We start from the raw sequence: 16,254 nt of genomic DNA on the forward strand, positions 1-16,254 counted from the left end.
AATGAAACTCACTGTCATTCGTACGTTCATAGCCGCCTTGACCATCGGTCTCGGCCTGCTGTCGGCGCCCATCGCCGCTTCGGCGGACGACAGCCCGTCGGCTGTCATCGATCAGATCCGCGCCAGTGGCGTGCTGAAGGTTCCGGTAATGACCGGTGAAGAGCCGGGCTACATCAAGGATCCTGCGACGGGCCAGTGGAGCGGCTTCTATTACGAATTCCTCGGCGAGATCGCGACCCAGCTCGGGGTCAAGCTCGAGCCTGTCGAGACCACCTGGGGCAATCTGGCCGCCGACTTCCAGTCCAACAAGATCGACATCGCCATTGGCGTCAATCCGAACCCGAAGCGCGGTCTTGTCGTCGATTATCTGTGGGAGCCGCTGTTCACCGACGCCTGGGCCGTGCTGACGCCCCCCGATAAGCCGGTCAAGACCTGGGCCGAGCTTAACTCGCCTGACAAGACCGTCGTCGTGCAGAAGGGCAGCACTATGCAGGTCGTTGCCGAAGCGCTGCTGCCGAAGGCCAAGATCACGCCGGTGGAAGATCGTGGCTTGGCGTTGATGGAGCTCCAGGCTGGCCGCGCCGATGGCGTTGTGTTGTCCGTTTTCGATGCGCTGCAGATCACCAACCAGAAGATCGGCAATGTCTCGCTCCCCGAGCCGATCCTGCGCAATCCGGCAACGCTTGCCGTTGCACGCAAGCCCGGCAATGCCGGCTTCATCAACTTCCTTACGAACTGGGTCCTGCAGGAGCGTTCGCTCGGCCTTGCCCAGGGCAAGCTTGCCCGCTCCTGGGAAGCCCGCGGCATCGACCTGTCGATCCTTCCGGCAGGCTTCTCCTTCTGATTGCAGCAGCCTGACCGCCACGTGGCGCGGCGGTCAGGCCACCACTGGACGTGCATCGCACCAGTGAGGACACCATGTTTGATTATACCGTCATAACCAACAATATCGGGCTGCTCTGGCAGGGCCTCCTGATGACGCTCTACTTCACCGTGATCACGATCGCTGCGGGCATGCTGATTGGCCTGTTCATCGGGCTTATCCAGCTGAGCACCTTCCGGCCGCTGATCGTTCTTGGCCAGATCTACGTCGAGTTCTTCCGCAACATTCCGCTGCTCGTCACACTTTTGTGGGTCTATTACGCCTTTCCGATCTTCGCCGGCATAAATGTCACGAAATTCTGGGCCGGCTTCATCGGGCTGAGCTGTTACGTCGGCTCTTTTTACGCCGAAATTCTGCGCGCCGGCGTCCAGTCGGTCGACCCCGGCCAGACCGATGCGGCAACTGCCATCGGCATGTCCTATGGCCAGCGCATGCGCCGGATCATACTGCCGCAGGCCTTTCGCAAGATGATCCCGCCGCTCGCCGGTCAGTCGATCATCCAGATGAAGAACACGACATTGCTGTCGATGATAACGGTCCCCGACCTTCTCTACCAAGCCAGCTACATCTCGAGCTTCACCTATCGGCCGATGGAAGTTTACACCGCCGTCGGCGCCATCTTCCTGATTATCCTGGTTCCGCTGACGCTGCTGTCCCGGAAACTCGAAAAGAGCGGGGCCAGCGTAAAATGAGCATCACCCAATCGAATGCGCCTGCGCCGGAGAAGAACGGCAAGCCGGTGCTGCTGCTGGACCGCATCTGCCTCAAGTTCGGCGACAAGCGCGTGCTGAACGGCATCGACCTCTCGGTCATCGAAGGCGAGGTGGTCGTGCTGATCGGCGCCAGCGGGTCGGGCAAGACATCACTGCTGCGCTGCATCAACCTGCTCAATATGCCAAGCAGCGGCAGCATCGTCATCGACGACGAGGTTCTGTTTCACAAGCAAGCCGACGGCTTGTCCGGTTCCCAGATACCCAATCAGGAAGTCAACCGGATACGCTCGAAGACCGGCATGGTGTTCCAGCAGTTCAATCTGTTTCCGCACATGACGGCGCTCGAAAACGTCATGGAAGGCCCGGTCATCGTCAAGAAGGAACCGAAGGAACAGGCTCGTCAGACGGCGCTGAAGCTGCTCGACCTGATGGGTCTGGCGCAGCATGTGGAAAAGTACCCGCGCCAGCTTTCCGGTGGCCAGCAGCAGCGCGTCGCGATTGCCAGGGCCATGGCCATGCAGCCCAAGGTGATGCTGTTCGACGAGCCAACCTCAGCGCTCGATCCTGAACTGGTCGGCGAAGTCATGAAGGCGATGGTCGAACTGGCCAAGAGCGGCATGACCATGGTGATCGTCACCCATGAGCTGGGCTTTGCCTTCGAGGTCGCCAATCGGGTGGTGTTTCTCGATCAGGGGCTGGTCGCCGAGCAAGGGCCGCCCTCCAAGGTGCTGCTGCATCCCGAACACCCGCGTCTACAGAGTTTTGTCGGACGCTTCCATGAATCGGCGGATCTGCTTCGACCGTTCCTCGAGGCTCGTGAAGCAAAGAAGGCGTGCTGAAGGCACGCTGCTTCACACCAAAACAGGCCATCGCCGGCAAAGGGACCGCGCCGGTTCATGCGGACCTCTCGATCTGGCCGCAGAAGGAAAGATATCAATGACGCTGAGTTTCGATCCCGCCACAATCGCTGTCCCAAGGGGGCATCACATCGGTGGCCAATTCATGGAATTGCCCGGTACCGAGATCGAGGTCCTCAGGCCCTCGGACCTTCAGCACATGGGCCTGATCACCGACGGTGGCCAAGCCGCGGTGCAACAAGCGGTCGACGCCGCGAAGAAGGCATTGGCGCTAAGCCGCTGGGCGAAGATCGCGCCGCGCGATCGCACTGCGGTGCTCATGCGTTTCGCGGCATTGATCGAACAAAATGCCACCTACCTTGGGCAGCTGGAAGCGATGGGGTCGAGCCGGCTGATCTCGATGACCATCACCCGCGATGCGATGCGCACGGCTGGCGTCGTGCGCTACTACGCCGAGTTCTGCGACAAGATTGAAGGCATGGTCACCTCGACTGAGGCGAATGCACTCAGCATCGTCAAGCACGAGCCTTATGGCATTGTCGGGGCGATCGTTCCCTGGAACTTCCCGATGATCACGGCTGCCTGGAAATTCGCCCCGGCGCTGGCCGCCGGCAATGCCGTGGTGATGAAGACATCCGAACTGACCCCACACAGCCTTCTGGCGCTGGCGGAGCTTGCTGCCCAAGCCGGCGTTCCGGCAGGACTGTTCAACGTCGTGAATGGCTACGGTCACACGACCGGAGCGGCGATCGTGCGCCATCCCGACATCCTGAAGATCTCGTTCACTGGTTCGACGCAGACGGGTGCGGCGATCATGACGCTGGCGGCCCAGTCCGGTATCAAGCCCGTCACACTCGAGCTCGGCGGCAAAAGCCCGCAACTGGTGCTGGCCGATGCCGGGGATATCGACGCGGTAGCCGGCCGCGTCGCGACGGCCTTCATGGACAATGCTGGCCAGGTCTGCACGGCGGGCTCTCGGCTGATCGTCGAGGACAAGATAGCGGACCAGCTTGTCGAACTCGTCATCGCACGGACCAAGGCCATCAAGGCCGGACCGACCTGGGACGAGACGACGACCTTCGCTCCGATCATCAGCCGCAAACAGCTTGAGCGCATCGACATGATGGTCCGCGGCAGCATCAGTGGAGGCGCCTCCGTCGTTACCGGCGGGACGGTGCTGGAAGGCCGCAACGAGGGCAGTTTTTATGCGCCGACGATCCTGGATAACGTCGCCGACGACAATGTCGGGTTCAAGGAAGAGTTCTTTGGTCCCGTCTTGACGGTGCGCACCTTTGCCGATCTCGAGGATGGCCTCGCCCAGGCGGCGCACCCTGTCTACGGGCTTGCCGCCAGCGTCCACACCACGGACCTGAAAAAGGCACTTAAGGCCGCGGATTCGATCGAGGCCGGCATGGTCTGGATCAACCAACACGGACGTGGCCCGGAATTTACCTATCCGGCCGGCGGCTACAAGGGCTCCGGCTTCGGCAAGGACATGGGCCGTGCCGGTATCGAGGCGTTCCTGCGCCAAAAGGCCATCTGGGCCAATTACGCCTGAAGCGAGCGCATACCTATGCAATTCGATTACGTCATCGTCGGTGGCGGCTCGGCCGGAGCCGTGCTTGCCAGCCGTCTTTCGGAAAACGGCGCCCGGCAGGTGGCGCTTTTCGAAGCGGGGCCGGATACGCCTCCGGACGATGTTCCCGATGTGATCGCGGACAGCTATCCCGGCCTTTCCTACTTCGACCCGAAATACCACTGGACGGAGCTGCGCGTCTTCAACCGCTCGCCGAAGCAGAACGCGCAAGCGGTCAAGACGGCCAAGCTCGAACAGGCCAAGGTGATGGGCGGTGGCTCCAGCATCAATGGTCAGTTCGCGGTGCGCGGCCTGCCGCACGACTATGACGAATGGCAACAGCTCGGCCTTCAAGGATGGGGGTGGGACGGCATGCTGCCCTACCTCAAGAAGCTTGAACGCGACCTCGATTTCGATGGCGAACTTCACAATAAGACAGGGCGGATTCCGATCCGCCGCGTTTTTCCGCAGGACTGGGCCGGGTTCACCAAATCCGTCCTCAAGCAGACGGAAGCCGAGTACCCCTACCGACCCGACTACAATGGCAGTTTCGAGGACGGATCGTTCCCGTTGCCTTTGTCGAATGAGAACGACCGTCGCGTGTCGACGGCGATCGGCTATCTCGATGCCGAGGTGCGCGCCCGCAAGAACCTGCACATCTTCGCCAACGCCTTCGTCGAAGGCCTGGTGAGCGAGGGGACCCGCTTCACCGGGGTCAGGGTGACCATTGATGGCCATACGAGGATTTACAACGCCAACGAGACGATCGTTTCAGCCGGCGCCCTGCACTCGCCAGCCATCCTGCTTCGCGCCGGCATCGGGCCGGCGGCGCAGCTGAAGCGGCTGGGCATCGACGTGGTCGCCGACCGCCCGGGCGTCGGCGAGAACCTGACCGATCATCCGCATCTGGCCGTCGGCGCGCATTTCAAGAAATCCGCGCGCCTCAAGCCCGGCCAGCGACGGCACATCTTTCTGGGCGTCAGATACTCCTCGAACTATGCTGGCTGCCATCCCGGTGACATGCTCCTGATGCCGGTCAACCGTGCCGGCTGGCACCCACTTGGCAAGGCGATGGGCGCGCTCAATGTCTGTGTCAACAAATCCTATTCGCGCGGCACCGTTACGTTGAAGTCGGCGGTCCAGACCGATGAGCCGATCGTCGATCTGAACATGGCCTCCGACGGACGCGACCTGATGCGCCTGGTCGACGGCTTCAAGCGCATTTGCAGGATCATGGACGCGCCTGAGGTGCGGCAGCATGTCAACACATGGTTCCTTGCCGGCTACAGCGACGAAGCCCGCGCGCTCAGCGTCCGCAAGCCGTGGAACTGGGTCAAGACAGCGACCGCTGCCTATCTGTTCGACTATGCGCCCTTCTTCCGCGAGACCTTGCTCAGGCGCAAGTTCGGCACCACCGACCGTATCCACACAATGCTCGACAACGAAGAGCTGATCGCCGATTGGGTCAAGCAATCCGTCTGGTCGGGCTGGCATGTCTCCGGCACCTGCAAGATGGGCGCCGACGGCGATCCGCTGGCGGTGCTTGATGCCGAGTGCCGCGTGCGCGGCGTGCAGGGCCTGCGCGTTGTCGACGCCTCGATCATGCCAACGATCGTCGCCGCCAACACCAACATCACGACGATCGCAATCGCTGAAAAGGCGGCGGACCTGATTTTGAATTCCCAACAATAGCAAAGGACCTCAAGGCTATGCGCAAGAACAAGGTGAAGGATATCTGGGCCGCTGGTGGCGAAGTGGTGACGGGCTGGCTCGGCATTCCGTCGTCGATCTCGGCGGAGCTGATGGCCCAGCAGGGCTGGGACGCGCTCACCGTCGACCTCCAGCACGGCGCGACCGACTATGTCGACGCGGTGCCGATGCTGCAGGCAATCTCGACAACGGATACGACGCCGATGGTGCGCGTGCCGTGGAACGATCCGGCGATCATCGGCAAGGTGCTCGATGCCGGCGCCTATGGTGTGATCTGCCCGATGGTCAACACCGCCGAGGAAGCGGATGCTTTCGTCAAGGCCTGCCGCTACTTCCCCAAGGGCGGCCGCAGCGTTGGCCCGCTGCGCGCATCGCTCTACGCCGGCGCGGATTATTTCCAGCACGCCAACGACACCATCGTCACCATGGCGATGATCGAGAGCGACCAGGCGGTGAAGAACCTGGAAGAAATACTGAAGACGGCGAACCTCGATGCCATTTTTGTCGGCCCGTCGGACCTTGCGGTCACCATGGGCGAGGCGCCCGGCTTCGATCCGCGCTATCCGGCCGTTTACGAGGCGATCGAATACATCGCCGCCAAATGCAAGGATGCCGGCGTCATTCCGGGCATCCATTGCGGCTCGGTCGCCTATGGCGTCGACATGCGAAAGCTGGGTTACCGCTTCATGGCCTATCTCTCCGATTTCCGCATGCTGCAGCAGATGGTGGCGCGTTCGCTGCCGGCCTTCCGCGCCGGCACGCCGAGCGAGATCGCGCCCTGATCAGCGGATCGATCATCATGACATCGGCAAGCACCCGGCGTGGCAAGGTGACGGTCATCGGCGCCGGCATCATCGGCGTTTGCACCGCAAGCTATTTGCTTGAGCAGGGTTTTGCCGTCGAAGTGGTCGATCCAGCCTTGCCGGGGTCGGAGGAGCAGTGCTCCTTCGGCAATGCCGGCGGCATCTGCCCAGGATCCTGCATCCCGAATTCGATGCCGGGCGTGCTGCGCAACGTGCCGAAATGGCTGATGGATCCGGAAGGACCATTGATCGTCCGGCTGGCCTACCTGCCGCACGCGCTGCCTTGGCTGCTGCGCTTCCTGGCCGCCAGCCGCAAGCCTCGCGTCGAGGAGATATCGGCGGCGATGCGGTCGCTGCACCGCTATACATTCGAGTGCTACGAGCCATTGATCAAGGCCGCCGGCTGCGAGGACCTTTTGCAGAAGCGCGGCCAGCTCTTCGTCTACGAAACGGCGGATGGACCGTCAAAGGGCGCCTATGGCCTGGGGCTGCGTCGCGAGCAGGGCGTCAAGGTCGACATCCTCGATGCCGACGAAATCCGCCAGCTCGAACCAGCCCTGGCGCCGATCTTCAAGAGTGCGGTCTATCTACCCGAACAGGGGCAGTGTCCTAATCCCGGCCGGCTTGTCGCCAAACTTGCCGAGTACGCGGCACGACAGGGCGCCCGCTTCGTCAGGGAGAAAGTGATCGGCTTCGAGATGGCGGCGAATGGACCCTCGGCGCTGCGGCTGGAAGGTGGCGGGCGCATGCCGGTCGAGACCGTGGTGCTTTGCGCCGGCGCCTGGTCGGGCGATCTTGCCCGCAAGCTCGGCGACAGCATTCCGCTCGAGACCGAGCGCGGCTACCACGTCATGGTCAGGGGTGCCGATACGGGCCTGCGCATCCAGACCATTTCGGCCGACCGCAAGTTCGTCGCTTCGCCAATGGAGGATGGCCTGCGGATCGCCGGCAATGTCGAGTTCGCCGGCCTGAAGGCTCCCGCGAACATGAACCGTGCGGATGTTCTCCTGAAGCAGGCGAGGCCGATGTTCAGGAAGCTGGAGGTCGGCGAGGTCACGCGCTGGATGGGACATCGTCCCGGCACGCCCGATAGCATTCCGGTCATCGATCGGGCGTCGCGGGCCAAGAACGTCATCTACGCCTTCGGCCACGGGCATCAGGGCCTCATCGGAGGCGCCGTTACCGGCAAGATCGTGTCGCAGCTTGCCGCCGGTCTGCCGCCGGCGATCGATCTCACGCCCTTCCGGGCGGATAGGTTCTGATTGTTCAGAGCGCGCTGCTACACCAGCATGCCTTTCCGTTTTTGCATGGGGAAACGACGTGACCGCAAACACCTATACACAGGCCGCGGAGCCAATCGATCCGCAAAGCGCCTACGCCGTGCTGATCTGCGATCTTGTCGGCCTGCGCTTCGGGCCCGACGGCAAGCCAGACCCGAGTGAAGTTCGAGCACATATCGAAGCCAAAGGCGGCCGCTTCCACGCCGCTGCCCTTGGAGACAGCGCGGGCCTGGAGCAGGGGCGGGTGCATTTTTTCTATCAGCCGGACCTCAGCACCCGGGAAGAGCTGATCGAAGCCGCCGGTGACGGACGCTATGACGCCGTCATCGCCGCCGCGACCTTCCTGCCTGCCGAAACCGTCTTTCCGCTGGCCGGCGTGCGGATCGGCGCCGGCACCGGCAATATGGGTTCGCACTCATGGGGCGGCGGCAGCGGCGAGGGTGGCACCGCGGTACTGATGAACACGCCCGGCATCAACAGCCGCGCCACCGCACAGATGGTGATGAAGGCGATCCTGAAAGTGCTGCCGGACCTGCCGGTCGACATGCTTCACGACCGGGTGGGGCGCGGCGCCTTCGATACCGGCAGGGATCTGCGCGACTTCCCGACCGAAAAGCTCGAAGGCAAGACGATCGCGATCATCGGCTATGGCAATATCGGCAGGGAGGTCGCCAAGCTTGCCCGCGCCTTCGGAATGCGCGTGGTGATCCATGCACGGCCGCGGCATTGGGACTGGATCGAGGCCGAGGGTTTTGCGTATGCGTCAAGCCCGGCCGAGGCGGCCGATGGTGCCGACGTGCTCAGCGTCCATGTCGGCCTGGGCAAGCAGGATGGGCAGACCGGCCGCTACACCAATGCCGGGCTCGTCGGCGCGGAAGTCCTGTCCCGCATGAAGAGCGGCGCGGTGCTGGTCAACTACGATCGCGGCGAGCTTGTCGATATCGAGGCTCTGGATGACGCCTTGTCCTCGGGCCGGCTACGCCACGCCGCGATCGATGCCGATCTGTTCAAGGATGCCTCGACCGGCAGCCTGTCCGGCCCCATGCTGCCTTATCTCGATCTTGTCGAAAGACACGGTGCCAAGCTTGAGCTTCTGCCGCATGCCGCGGCCGATACGGACCATCCTTCTCGCGTCGCCGGCGCTAAACAGGCCGTCGACCAGCTGTTCGATGTCATCTGTCGCAAAACCGTTACTAATGCGAAAGGCAGCGTGCCGCCGGGCTATTTTTCCCTTGGGGCGACGACGCCCTCTGGCATCGGACCGGTGACGGCACGTGATCTTTTGAAATTGACGGTGCAGCAATGTTCGGAACTGACTGATCTCTGTGATCGGCAATCCCGGTTGTGGAGGTCTCTTTCAGGCGCGTATCCGCACGAGCGCGGCCAGATCGTCGCTGACCAAGGCGAAGAACTTGTCCGGCTGATAAATCGCCTTTGCCTAAGTGCCGAAAAATCGAACCTTAGAGGGCCGTATGGCTAATGCATCACTTCCGGGGAGCGTGAGCCAGCGGGCAATGCTTTTGGGTCTGCACCAATCAGGTCTCTTCTTCGGGTCACCAGACCATACGAAAACACACCAAGGATATGTCTGGGCTAACCGCCGGAGGCGGTAGCGACAGGAAACGAGGAATCGGGCTTTGAGCGCAAAACGTTGCAGCAGCGGGCCGATCCCGCTAAACTATCCTTTGCCAAGACCTTGGGGCGCCTTCGGGATCACTCGGGCGAAACCCTATATTGGGGCGCTTGCGTCCTTTGCGCCGGCAGTTTTGGTTCCGTGATGGACACAGAGACGGAGCACTCCCCGGTGGACAAGTATGGCGGCTCGGCTTCCGGCCGCAACCGGGTTCGCCCTGGATCGAGCTTGGTGCCAGAAGTTTTCCTCGAGGTGCGCGTGCCGCAACAAGTGGCAGCTTCATGGACACAGCCTCAGTCCGACTGTGCGCGCACTTTGACGGCTTGCGCGTGGTTGACTAACCTGTCCAGCGGCTAAATTGCACCTATCCCGGCGGCTATGCTTGATGCCGCCGCTATTTCATTCCACATCGGTCAGGATGAAGGACGAGATACGTGAGCGGCGTTGGACTTTGCTGTGGGGCTTTCCCGCATCGCTGATCCTGCATGCGCTCATCACCGCGCTCTTGGTCTACGGCCTGCCCAGTTATCCCCAACAGCCGCAGGAGGAGCAAGCGGTAAATGTCGCACTCGTGCCTCCGCCCGATCAGCCAAAACCGAAACTTGCTCCCGCGCCGTCTCCAAGGAAGCCCGAGGCCAAAAAGCCGCCGGAAGCGAAGGTAGAAAAACCGCCCGAGCAGAATGTTGAAAAGCCACCTCCGCCGCAAAAGCCGTCGACAATCGAGGTGCTGAAGCCTGTTTTTCAGTTTGGCGACAAAGACACCGGCCCCAGGAAATCTCTGGATGGCGGCAGCGCTCAAGACAACTCCCCGCCGCCGGCCAAGGATAAGGATTCGAAGCCGCCTGTCGTGCCTAAGGATGCAGAGAACAAATCTGCCGGATCGGCAAACTCCGACGAACGGGCAAATTCAACCAAGGTCGGCGAGAAGTCGGTAACCGCAGCGAAGGACACGGAGCCCACACAGGATGTGGAGAAGCAGGCAACTTCAAGCCAGGACATAAGCAACCAGCAAGCAGACAAACAGAAAGCGGGAGCCCCCGACTCCGACAAACAAACAGCCGCGGCAGCAACGCCGTTGGCTGCTGCCGGCGGCAACGGCGAGATCGAGCTTCCCGCGTTGGCGGAAGCGCCGAAGCCCAGACCCGAAAATACGCCGAAATCCAGTCCTGCAAAGGTATCGAGGTCCGGAAGCGGGAGTGCCAGGAGGCCAAGCTCCACGGACGTGGCCGTTGCTGCATCAAGGGCGTTTTCGGGCCTTCCGGGCGTCCGCAGGCTCTACTCGCAAGGCGCTACCGGCGATGCAATCGCTACGACCTCGATGGCCGACGTGCCTCGCGATCAGCGGGCCGCCAAACTTTGCGCCAGCGCATTGCAGCAGCAACTGCAGGACGCCTCCTATGTTCCCGACCTCGTGCCACTTGTTCCGCTGAAGACGGGCAATGTCCTCGACGTCCCGAAAGCCGCTTTCCACGCGCGAACAACATGGTACGCTCTGAGCTTCCGGTGTGAGGTCGACACCAATGCGACGAGTGTCCTGTCCTTCACCTTCCGTGTCGGACCTGCTATCCCGCGCGAGGAATGGGCCCGCCTGGGACTACCTGTTCGCTTCTAGAGCATTCCGGGGAAACAGGATCGTCCGCATTGCCGACGCTCCGCTCACCAACACAGCCGAGCAAATATGGCAAAAAGTGCACTGTCACCGTGATTCGAGTGTGGCCCGTCGCGGACCGGTGGTCTCCACCGGAATTGTCGTGGAGCCGTCAGCTCCGATGCCGGTCAGCCTGATGGCATCTTATCGAAGGTCTTCAGCCCGGTCTCCATCTTGTCCCAGGGGAGGGCTCGGATACCGTAGGTCACTACGGTCGGATTGAACCGGCCCGGATCGTCGAGACTTGCTGCATGGATCGTGATCGGGTCCGGCATGGCGGTGTACGTCAGGTAGACCGGGGTTCCGCAGACCGGGCAGAAGGAATGGATTTTCACATTTGCGTTGTCCGCCGCGACACGCCACTCCGTCGTCGTGCCGGTGATCGTCACGTCCGCTCGCGACGAAAACGTCAGATAGGATCCATGACCGGTGCCGCTTCTTTTCTGGCAATCGCGGCAGTGGCAGTGGTTCTCGAAGATGGGGGCTGCCTTTGCCTCGTAGCGAACCGCGCCGCATGCGCATCCGCCGGTGTAGAGAGTGCTCATCTGCTTGGTTCCTTGTTCGCGGATCAGGCTGCCAGTTCGGACGCGCGCGGCTTCGCGAAAACATCGATCGCCTGACCCGTCTCGAGGAAGGATTTCAGGCTGGAGAGGACGATCGGCCACCCCTTTTTGATGCCATTCGCCATGCCGCTGCCGGCTTCGAGTTCGTCATGAGTGACGGTCAGCCGGACCATGGCCTCATACGCCTCGAGCTCGAAGGTTACCCGGCTGTAGCTCGCCGGATCGGACGCCTGCGAGGCGTTTGCCCAGGTGATGACGAGACGGGTCGGCGGGGAGACCTCGACCACCTCGCCGACGAGTTCGACGGTCCGTTCATCGTTGGCGCGGATATGCTCCCATCTCGAACCGGGTTTCCAGTCGGAGACGTTTTCGTGGCCCCAGTAGCGCCGTGCGAGGTCTGGTTTCGTTATGGCCTCGAACACCTTTTCCGGTGTTGAGACGATATAGGTCGTGTAAGCAAAGCTGATCGTTTCCTTGGTCATTGCTACGCTCCTTTTTATTTCATGAGTGTAGGTAGATGGGGAAACCGGACTCGTGTGAGTGACAATCGTGTCGCGAATGGCCTCTAGTAGACGGAAGGTTGATGCATGACGCGCTGGCAGCTTGCTCATGGACGGCATCTCGATCTTGGCGCGAGATCGCTGCTGATGGGGATCTTGAACGTTACGCCGGACAGTTTTTCCGACGGGGGAGAATTCGATCGGCCGGAGCGGGCGCTCCAGCAGGCGCGGCGCATGATCGACGAGGGCGCTGCGATCATCGACGTCGGCGGCGAGTCCACCCGGCCCGGCGCCGGCGCTGTTTCGGCGCGCGAGGAACAGTCGCGCATCCTGCCGGTCATCGAGGCGCTGTCGTCCGACGGCGGCAGCCTGGTTTCCGTCGACACCTACCGGGCCGAGACGGCGCGTCTGGCGGTCGCGGCCGGCGCACATATCGTCAACGACGTGCATGGGCTGCAGCGCGAACCCGACATTGCGCATGTCGCGGCGGAAACCGGCGCCGGCCTCGTCATCATGCACACCGGGCGCGACCGTGAAAAACTGGCGGATGTGATCGCCGACCAGTTCCTGTTCCTGAACAGATCGCTGGAGATCGCGCGCGGCGCCGGCATTCCGGACGACCGCATCGTGCTGGATCCGGGCTTCGCCTTTGCCAAGGATGGTGAGGAAAACCTTGAGCTGATGGCTCGCTTCGGGGAGTTGCGCGCTCTCGGTTTTCCATTGCTCGTCGGCACGTCTCGCAAGCGTCTTGCCCGTCACCTGGTCGGCGGAAGTGACGAGGGGCGGGACGTCGGCACAGCGGCGACCAGCGTCATCCTGCGGTTGAAGGGCGCTTCGATCTTTCGCGTGCACAATGTCGCGGTCAATCGCGATGCACTGGCTTTCGCCGACGCGGTGCGCGAGCGCGAGACCGTGAAATAAAAGAGCGCGTTAGGCGGGCTCGGTCACGACGCCGATCCGCCGGTAGACGAATGGTTCGTCCTGCGACGGAACTGCCGCAGCACGCTGGGCTTCGTCGATCAGCATTGCCATGCGCGCATGGATCGGCGATTTCGCGCAAGCCGGGTCCGTCGCGGCGGCGTCGCCGGCGATCGCCATCGCCTGGCAACGGCAGCCGCCCCAGTCGATCTCACGCCGCTCGCAACTGCGGCAGGGCTGCTGCATCCAGTCGGTACCGCGAAAGGCGTTGAAGGCCGGCGAATCGATCCAGATATCGGCCATGCTGCGTTGGCCGAAACGCTCGAAGTTGAGCGACGGGATGGTCTGTGCGGCATGGCATGGCAGCACGGTGCCGTCCGGCGTCACCATGAAGGCATCGCGCGCCCAGCCGCCCATGCAAGGTTTGGGATAGATGGCGAAATAATCCGGCGTGACGAAATCGATGTTCATGATGCCGGTGAGCCGTTCGCGCGCCGCCGCGACGATCTCCGCCTGCCGGTCGACCGCATCACGCTCGGGCATCAGTTGATCGCGATTGGTGAGCGCCCAGCCGGCATACTGCACGTTGGCGATCTCGAGCCGCTCCGCGCCCAGCGAAAGCGCCAGATCGATGAATTCGGGCACTTCCTCGATGTTGTGGCGATGGATCGGCGCGTTGATGGTGAGCGGCAGGCCGGCCGCGCGGGCGCGGCGTGCCGTCTCCAGCTTCTTTTCATGGCCGCCCTTGTGGTTGCCGATGCGGTCGGTGGTCGCCGGCCGTGCGCCCTGAAAGCTCAGCTGCAGATGGTCGAGCCCGGCTTCGGCAAACGCCTCGATGCGGCCTTCGGCAATGCCGACGCCGGCGGTGATCAGATTGGTGTAGACGCCGCGCGCCGAAAGCCCGGCGATCAATTGTTCGAGGTCGCGGCGCAGCGTCGGTTCACCGCCGGACAGATGCACCTGGAGAACGCCGAGATCGGCGGCCTGCGAGAACAGGTCGAGCCAGGTCTGTGTATCGAGTTCGCGATTGGCCTTCAGCAATTCGAGCGGATTGGAGCAATAAGGGCATTGCAGCGGGCAGCGATGCGTCAATTCCGCCAGCATGCCGATCGGAGGGAGAAGGGGCTCGCTCATAGCTTCACCAGCAGCTTGTCCGACCATTCCTGCAGGAAGGCAACGACGTCGGCGGCCACGGCCTCCTGTTCGGCGTCATATTCCGCGGCAAGATCGGCAATGATGTGGCCGACCGTGGACCGCCCGTCGCAGCGGCGCAATATGTCGAGGCTGATGTCGTTCGGCCAAAACACCTTTTCCGGCGAAAGCACGGCGAATGCCTGTCGCACGGGGTCGTACTGTATGCGCACGTGTTTCGGCAGCGACGGCACCGACTGCGGTGACACCAGGGCTCTTTCGCGCAGCGCCATCATAGGGCTGCCTCCGGACGGAAGGCGCCGGGCGGTATGTTTCCCGGCTCGGCATAGGCGTGTTGAAGCGCGTCGAGCATGGTCCACAGTATATCGCATTTGAACACCAGCGCATCGATCGCCTGCTGCTGGAGTTGTGCCGTATTGGCATGGCCGAGCACGTAGGCGAGGGCGAAGTCGGCGTCGCGCGAGGCCTGTTCGGGCCGTCGGCTGAAATAGGCCAGCGTATCCTCGGTGATGTACTCGTATTTGGCCAGCATCGCCGGCACCCGCTCGCCGATGATGAGCGGCGAGAACATCTCGGTCAGCGACGACGCGACCGCCTCGAACAGCGTCCGGTTCGTGCAAAAGGAGAGGTAAGCGCCGACCGCGAAACGTGTCGCCGGCAGCGCCAGCCTTTCGCTCTTCACCGCATCGGCATCGAGACCGAGCGAGGTCGCCAGATGCAGCCAGCGCGCAATACCGCCGCTCCAGCCGTCCTCGCCGTCATGGTCCTCGATACGCTTGCGCCAGGCGGCGCGAAACGCCGGGTCCTCGGCATGTGCGAGGATCATGGCGTCCTTGCGCGGAATGACAGCCTGGTAGCAATAGCGGTTCAGCGCCCAGGCCTGCATCTCGGTCCTCGACAGCGCACCGCTGGTCATCCTGTGATGGAAAGGATGGCGGTTGTGATAGCGCTCGGCACCGACCTGCCGCAGCACGGCTTCGAGCTCGCTGGAGGACAGGCCGTTCCTGGCCGCGTCGTGGAAATCACTCAAAATTCCATCTCCATCCCGTCGCGGGCGACTTCCCAGCCAGCCGCTCTGACTGCTGCGTGTTCGGCGGAATTCTCGTCCAGGACAGGGTTGGTGTTGTTGATGTGGACGAAGACACGGCGGTCGATCTTCACATCGGCCAAGCCGGCGATCGAACCCGCCTCTCTCGACATTGCCAGATGCCCCATGCGCGCACCGGTTTTCTGGCCGACGCCGGCCGCAATCATCTCGTCGTCCGTGTAGACCGTGCCGTCGAACAGAAGGCAGGCGGCATCAGCCAGACGCGTGCGCAGGGTCGCATCGATGCGCGCGCAGCCGGGGATGTAGAAGACGGAGCCGCGACTGACGGCGCCGGCGATACGGACGCCGACCGTGTCGCCGGCGTCGGAGCTGAAATTGGCATCCGGCTGGCTTCTTTCCTCCAGATAGAGCGCTATCTTCCCGGGCACGGGAAAGCTCTCGACAGCCACGCCGGTGTCGTGGCCGTCCGCATCGCAGATCGCCAGTTCTTCCGCCGGCGGCAAGATGCGTCGCGGCACGAGCGCCGGATCGAGAACATTGAAGATCGAATTCGCCTCCAGCGTCGCCAGAACCTGTGTCGTTGCATAGATAGCGAAAGGCTGCCGCTCACGCAGGCTGAGCAGGCCGGCGACATGATCGACATCGGCATTGGTCAGCACCACCGCACGGATAGGCGTCGAGCGCAGCGGCGCATCGTGCGCGGGCTGCAATTCAGGCGTTTGCGCAATCTGCTGGCGGATATCGGGCGAGGCGTTGAACAGAACCCAGCCGGCTCCATCCGCTGACGCGGCGATGCTCGATTGAGTTCGCGAATGCACGCCAGCCATCCCGGTGCGAGCCGCGCGGCTCAGGCGATAATTGCAGTTCCATTGCGGAAAGCCGCCGCCTGCCGCCGAGCCGATGATCTTCAAGCGCATTGCAATGCCCGCTCTGCGGCTCGTTCAACCAGCAGGAAATCCTCGGCTGCGAA

The 16,254-nt window shown here is 62.6% G+C and carries 16 protein-coding genes; 10 read left to right on the forward strand and 6 right to left on the reverse strand.

The genetic code is table 11. The annotated features are described in order from the left end of the window. Position 1 precedes the first annotated feature (1 nt). The 9 genes from AC0L26_RS18885 to AC0L26_RS18925 all read left to right on the forward strand — a co-directional run bounded on the left by AC0L26_RS18885 (position 2) and on the right by AC0L26_RS18925 (position 11,067). Complete coding sequence (locus AC0L26_RS18885; protein WP_352931068.1) at positions 2-844, forward strand: transporter substrate-binding domain-containing protein; 843 nt, start codon at positions 2-4, stop codon at positions 842-844. A gap of 74 nt (positions 845-918) precedes the next feature. Beyond that, a complete protein-coding gene (locus AC0L26_RS18890; RefSeq protein ID WP_352931070.1) occupies positions 919-1,575 on the forward strand; it encodes an amino acid ABC transporter permease in 657 nt (218 codons plus the stop codon). Continuing rightward, a complete protein-coding gene (locus AC0L26_RS18895) occupies positions 1,572-2,435 on the forward strand; it encodes an amino acid ABC transporter ATP-binding protein (RefSeq protein WP_473633917.1) in 864 nt (287 codons plus the stop codon). Before AC0L26_RS18890 ends, AC0L26_RS18895 begins: the two co-directional genes overlap by 4 nt. Before the next feature lie 97 nt (positions 2,436-2,532). Beyond that, the gene (locus AC0L26_RS18900; RefSeq protein WP_473633918.1) at positions 2,533-4,011 is read left to right on the forward strand and encodes an aldehyde dehydrogenase family protein; all 1,479 of its coding nucleotides are present in this window, start codon (positions 2,533-2,535) and stop codon (positions 4,009-4,011) included. A gap of 15 nt (positions 4,012-4,026) precedes the next feature. Further along, positions 4,027-5,721: a GMC family oxidoreductase gene (locus tag AC0L26_RS18905; RefSeq protein ID WP_473633919.1), complete on the forward strand. Its 1,695-nt coding sequence runs from the start codon at positions 4,027-4,029 to the stop codon at positions 5,719-5,721. 17 nt (positions 5,722-5,738) lie between these two features. Then, a complete protein-coding gene (locus AC0L26_RS18910; protein ID WP_473633920.1) occupies positions 5,739-6,521 on the forward strand; it encodes an HpcH/HpaI aldolase family protein in 783 nt (260 codons plus the stop codon). Between the two features lie 17 nt (positions 6,522-6,538). Further along, the gene (locus AC0L26_RS18915; protein WP_473633921.1) at positions 6,539-7,804 is read left to right on the forward strand and encodes an NAD(P)/FAD-dependent oxidoreductase; all 1,266 of its coding nucleotides are present in this window, start codon (positions 6,539-6,541) and stop codon (positions 7,802-7,804) included. Positions 7,805-7,862: 58 nt separating this feature from the next. Beyond that, on the forward strand, positions 7,863-9,302 hold the full coding sequence (locus tag AC0L26_RS18920) for an NAD(P)-dependent oxidoreductase (RefSeq protein WP_473633922.1): 1,440 nt from the start codon (positions 7,863-7,865) through the stop codon (positions 9,300-9,302). Positions 9,303-9,873: 571 nt separating this feature from the next. Further along, positions 9,874-11,067, forward strand: coding sequence for a DUF930 domain-containing protein (locus tag AC0L26_RS18925; protein ID WP_473634118.1), 1,194 nt, complete (start codon positions 9,874-9,876; stop codon positions 11,065-11,067). 164 nt (positions 11,068-11,231) lie between these two features. Here AC0L26_RS18925 and AC0L26_RS18930 read toward each other — a convergent pair whose 3' ends face one another. Further along, on the reverse strand, positions 11,232-11,648 hold the full coding sequence (locus AC0L26_RS18930) for a GFA family protein (protein WP_473633923.1): 417 nt from the start codon (positions 11,646-11,648) through the stop codon (positions 11,232-11,234). A 23-nt stretch (positions 11,649-11,671) separates the two neighbouring features. Beyond that, positions 11,672-12,148: an SRPBCC family protein gene (locus tag AC0L26_RS18935; protein WP_473633924.1), complete on the reverse strand. Its 477-nt coding sequence runs from the start codon at positions 12,146-12,148 to the stop codon at positions 11,672-11,674. A 105-nt stretch (positions 12,149-12,253) separates the two neighbouring features. Here AC0L26_RS18935 and folP point away from each other — a divergent pair, with 105 nt between their 5' ends. Further along, complete coding sequence (gene folP, locus AC0L26_RS18940) at positions 12,254-13,087, forward strand: dihydropteroate synthase (protein WP_473633925.1); 834 nt, start codon at positions 12,254-12,256, stop codon at positions 13,085-13,087. A 9-nt stretch (positions 13,088-13,096) separates the two neighbouring features. On the opposite strand, the gene pqqE is transcribed toward folP, so the two are convergent. The 4 genes from pqqE to pqqB are packed head-to-tail and all read right to left on the reverse strand — an operon-like array spanning position 13,097 to position 16,201. Then, positions 13,097-14,218: a pyrroloquinoline quinone biosynthesis protein PqqE gene (pqqE, locus tag AC0L26_RS18945; protein ID WP_473633926.1), complete on the reverse strand. Its 1,122-nt coding sequence runs from the start codon at positions 14,216-14,218 to the stop codon at positions 13,097-13,099. Then, positions 14,215-14,511: a pyrroloquinoline quinone biosynthesis peptide chaperone PqqD gene (pqqD, locus tag AC0L26_RS18950; protein ID WP_473633927.1), complete on the reverse strand. Its 297-nt coding sequence runs from the start codon at positions 14,509-14,511 to the stop codon at positions 14,215-14,217. The genes pqqE and pqqD overlap by 4 nt, the downstream gene beginning before the upstream one ends. After that, positions 14,508-15,266: a pyrroloquinoline-quinone synthase PqqC gene (gene pqqC / locus AC0L26_RS18955; RefSeq protein ID WP_473633928.1), complete on the reverse strand. Its 759-nt coding sequence runs from the start codon at positions 15,264-15,266 to the stop codon at positions 14,508-14,510. The genes pqqD and pqqC overlap by 4 nt, the downstream gene beginning before the upstream one ends. Beyond that, positions 15,263-16,201 (reverse strand): pyrroloquinoline quinone biosynthesis protein PqqB, encoded by a 939-nt coding sequence (gene pqqB / locus AC0L26_RS18960; RefSeq protein WP_473633929.1) that lies wholly within the window; start codon positions 16,199-16,201, stop codon positions 15,263-15,265. The genes pqqC and pqqB overlap by 4 nt, the downstream gene beginning before the upstream one ends. Between the last annotated feature and the right edge of the window lie 53 nt (positions 16,202-16,254).

It is taken from the genome of Mesorhizobium sp. WSM4823 (assembly GCF_055811195.1).

Excerpts from the sequence above, each read along its gene's own strand:
- pqqE (WP_473633926.1), bottom strand. The coding sequence starts at position 14,218 with ATGAGCGAGCCCCTTCTCCCTCCGATCGGCATGCTGGCGGAATTGACG.
- AC0L26_RS18910 (WP_473633920.1), top strand. The coding sequence starts at position 5,739 with ATGCGCAAGAACAAGGTGAAGGATATCTGGGCCGCTGGTGGCGAAGTG.
- AC0L26_RS18915 (WP_473633921.1), top strand. The coding sequence starts at position 6,539 with ATGACATCGGCAAGCACCCGGCGTGGCAAGGTGACGGTCATCGGCGCC.
- AC0L26_RS18895 (WP_473633917.1), top strand. The coding sequence starts at position 1,572 with ATGAGCATCACCCAATCGAATGCGCCTGCGCCGGAGAAGAACGGCAAG.
- AC0L26_RS18885 (WP_352931068.1), top strand. The coding sequence starts at position 2 with ATGAAACTCACTGTCATTCGTACGTTCATAGCCGCCTTGACCATCGGT.
- AC0L26_RS18925 (WP_473634118.1), top strand. The coding sequence starts at position 9,874 with ATGAAGGACGAGATACGTGAGCGGCGTTGGACTTTGCTGTGGGGCTTT.
- AC0L26_RS18930 (WP_473633923.1), bottom strand. The coding sequence starts at position 11,648 with ATGAGCACTCTCTACACCGGCGGATGCGCATGCGGCGCGGTTCGCTAC.
- pqqB (WP_473633929.1), bottom strand. The coding sequence starts at position 16,201 with ATGCGCTTGAAGATCATCGGCTCGGCGGCAGGCGGCGGCTTTCCGCAA.
- AC0L26_RS18890 (WP_352931070.1), top strand. The coding sequence starts at position 919 with ATGTTTGATTATACCGTCATAACCAACAATATCGGGCTGCTCTGGCAG.
- AC0L26_RS18905 (WP_473633919.1), top strand. The coding sequence starts at position 4,027 with ATGCAATTCGATTACGTCATCGTCGGTGGCGGCTCGGCCGGAGCCGTG.
- folP (WP_473633925.1), top strand. The coding sequence starts at position 12,254 with ATGACGCGCTGGCAGCTTGCTCATGGACGGCATCTCGATCTTGGCGCG.
- pqqD (WP_473633927.1), bottom strand. The coding sequence starts at position 14,511 with ATGATGGCGCTGCGCGAAAGAGCCCTGGTGTCACCGCAGTCGGTGCCG.
- AC0L26_RS18935 (WP_473633924.1), bottom strand. The coding sequence starts at position 12,148 with ATGACCAAGGAAACGATCAGCTTTGCTTACACGACCTATATCGTCTCA.
- AC0L26_RS18900 (WP_473633918.1), top strand. The coding sequence starts at position 2,533 with ATGACGCTGAGTTTCGATCCCGCCACAATCGCTGTCCCAAGGGGGCAT.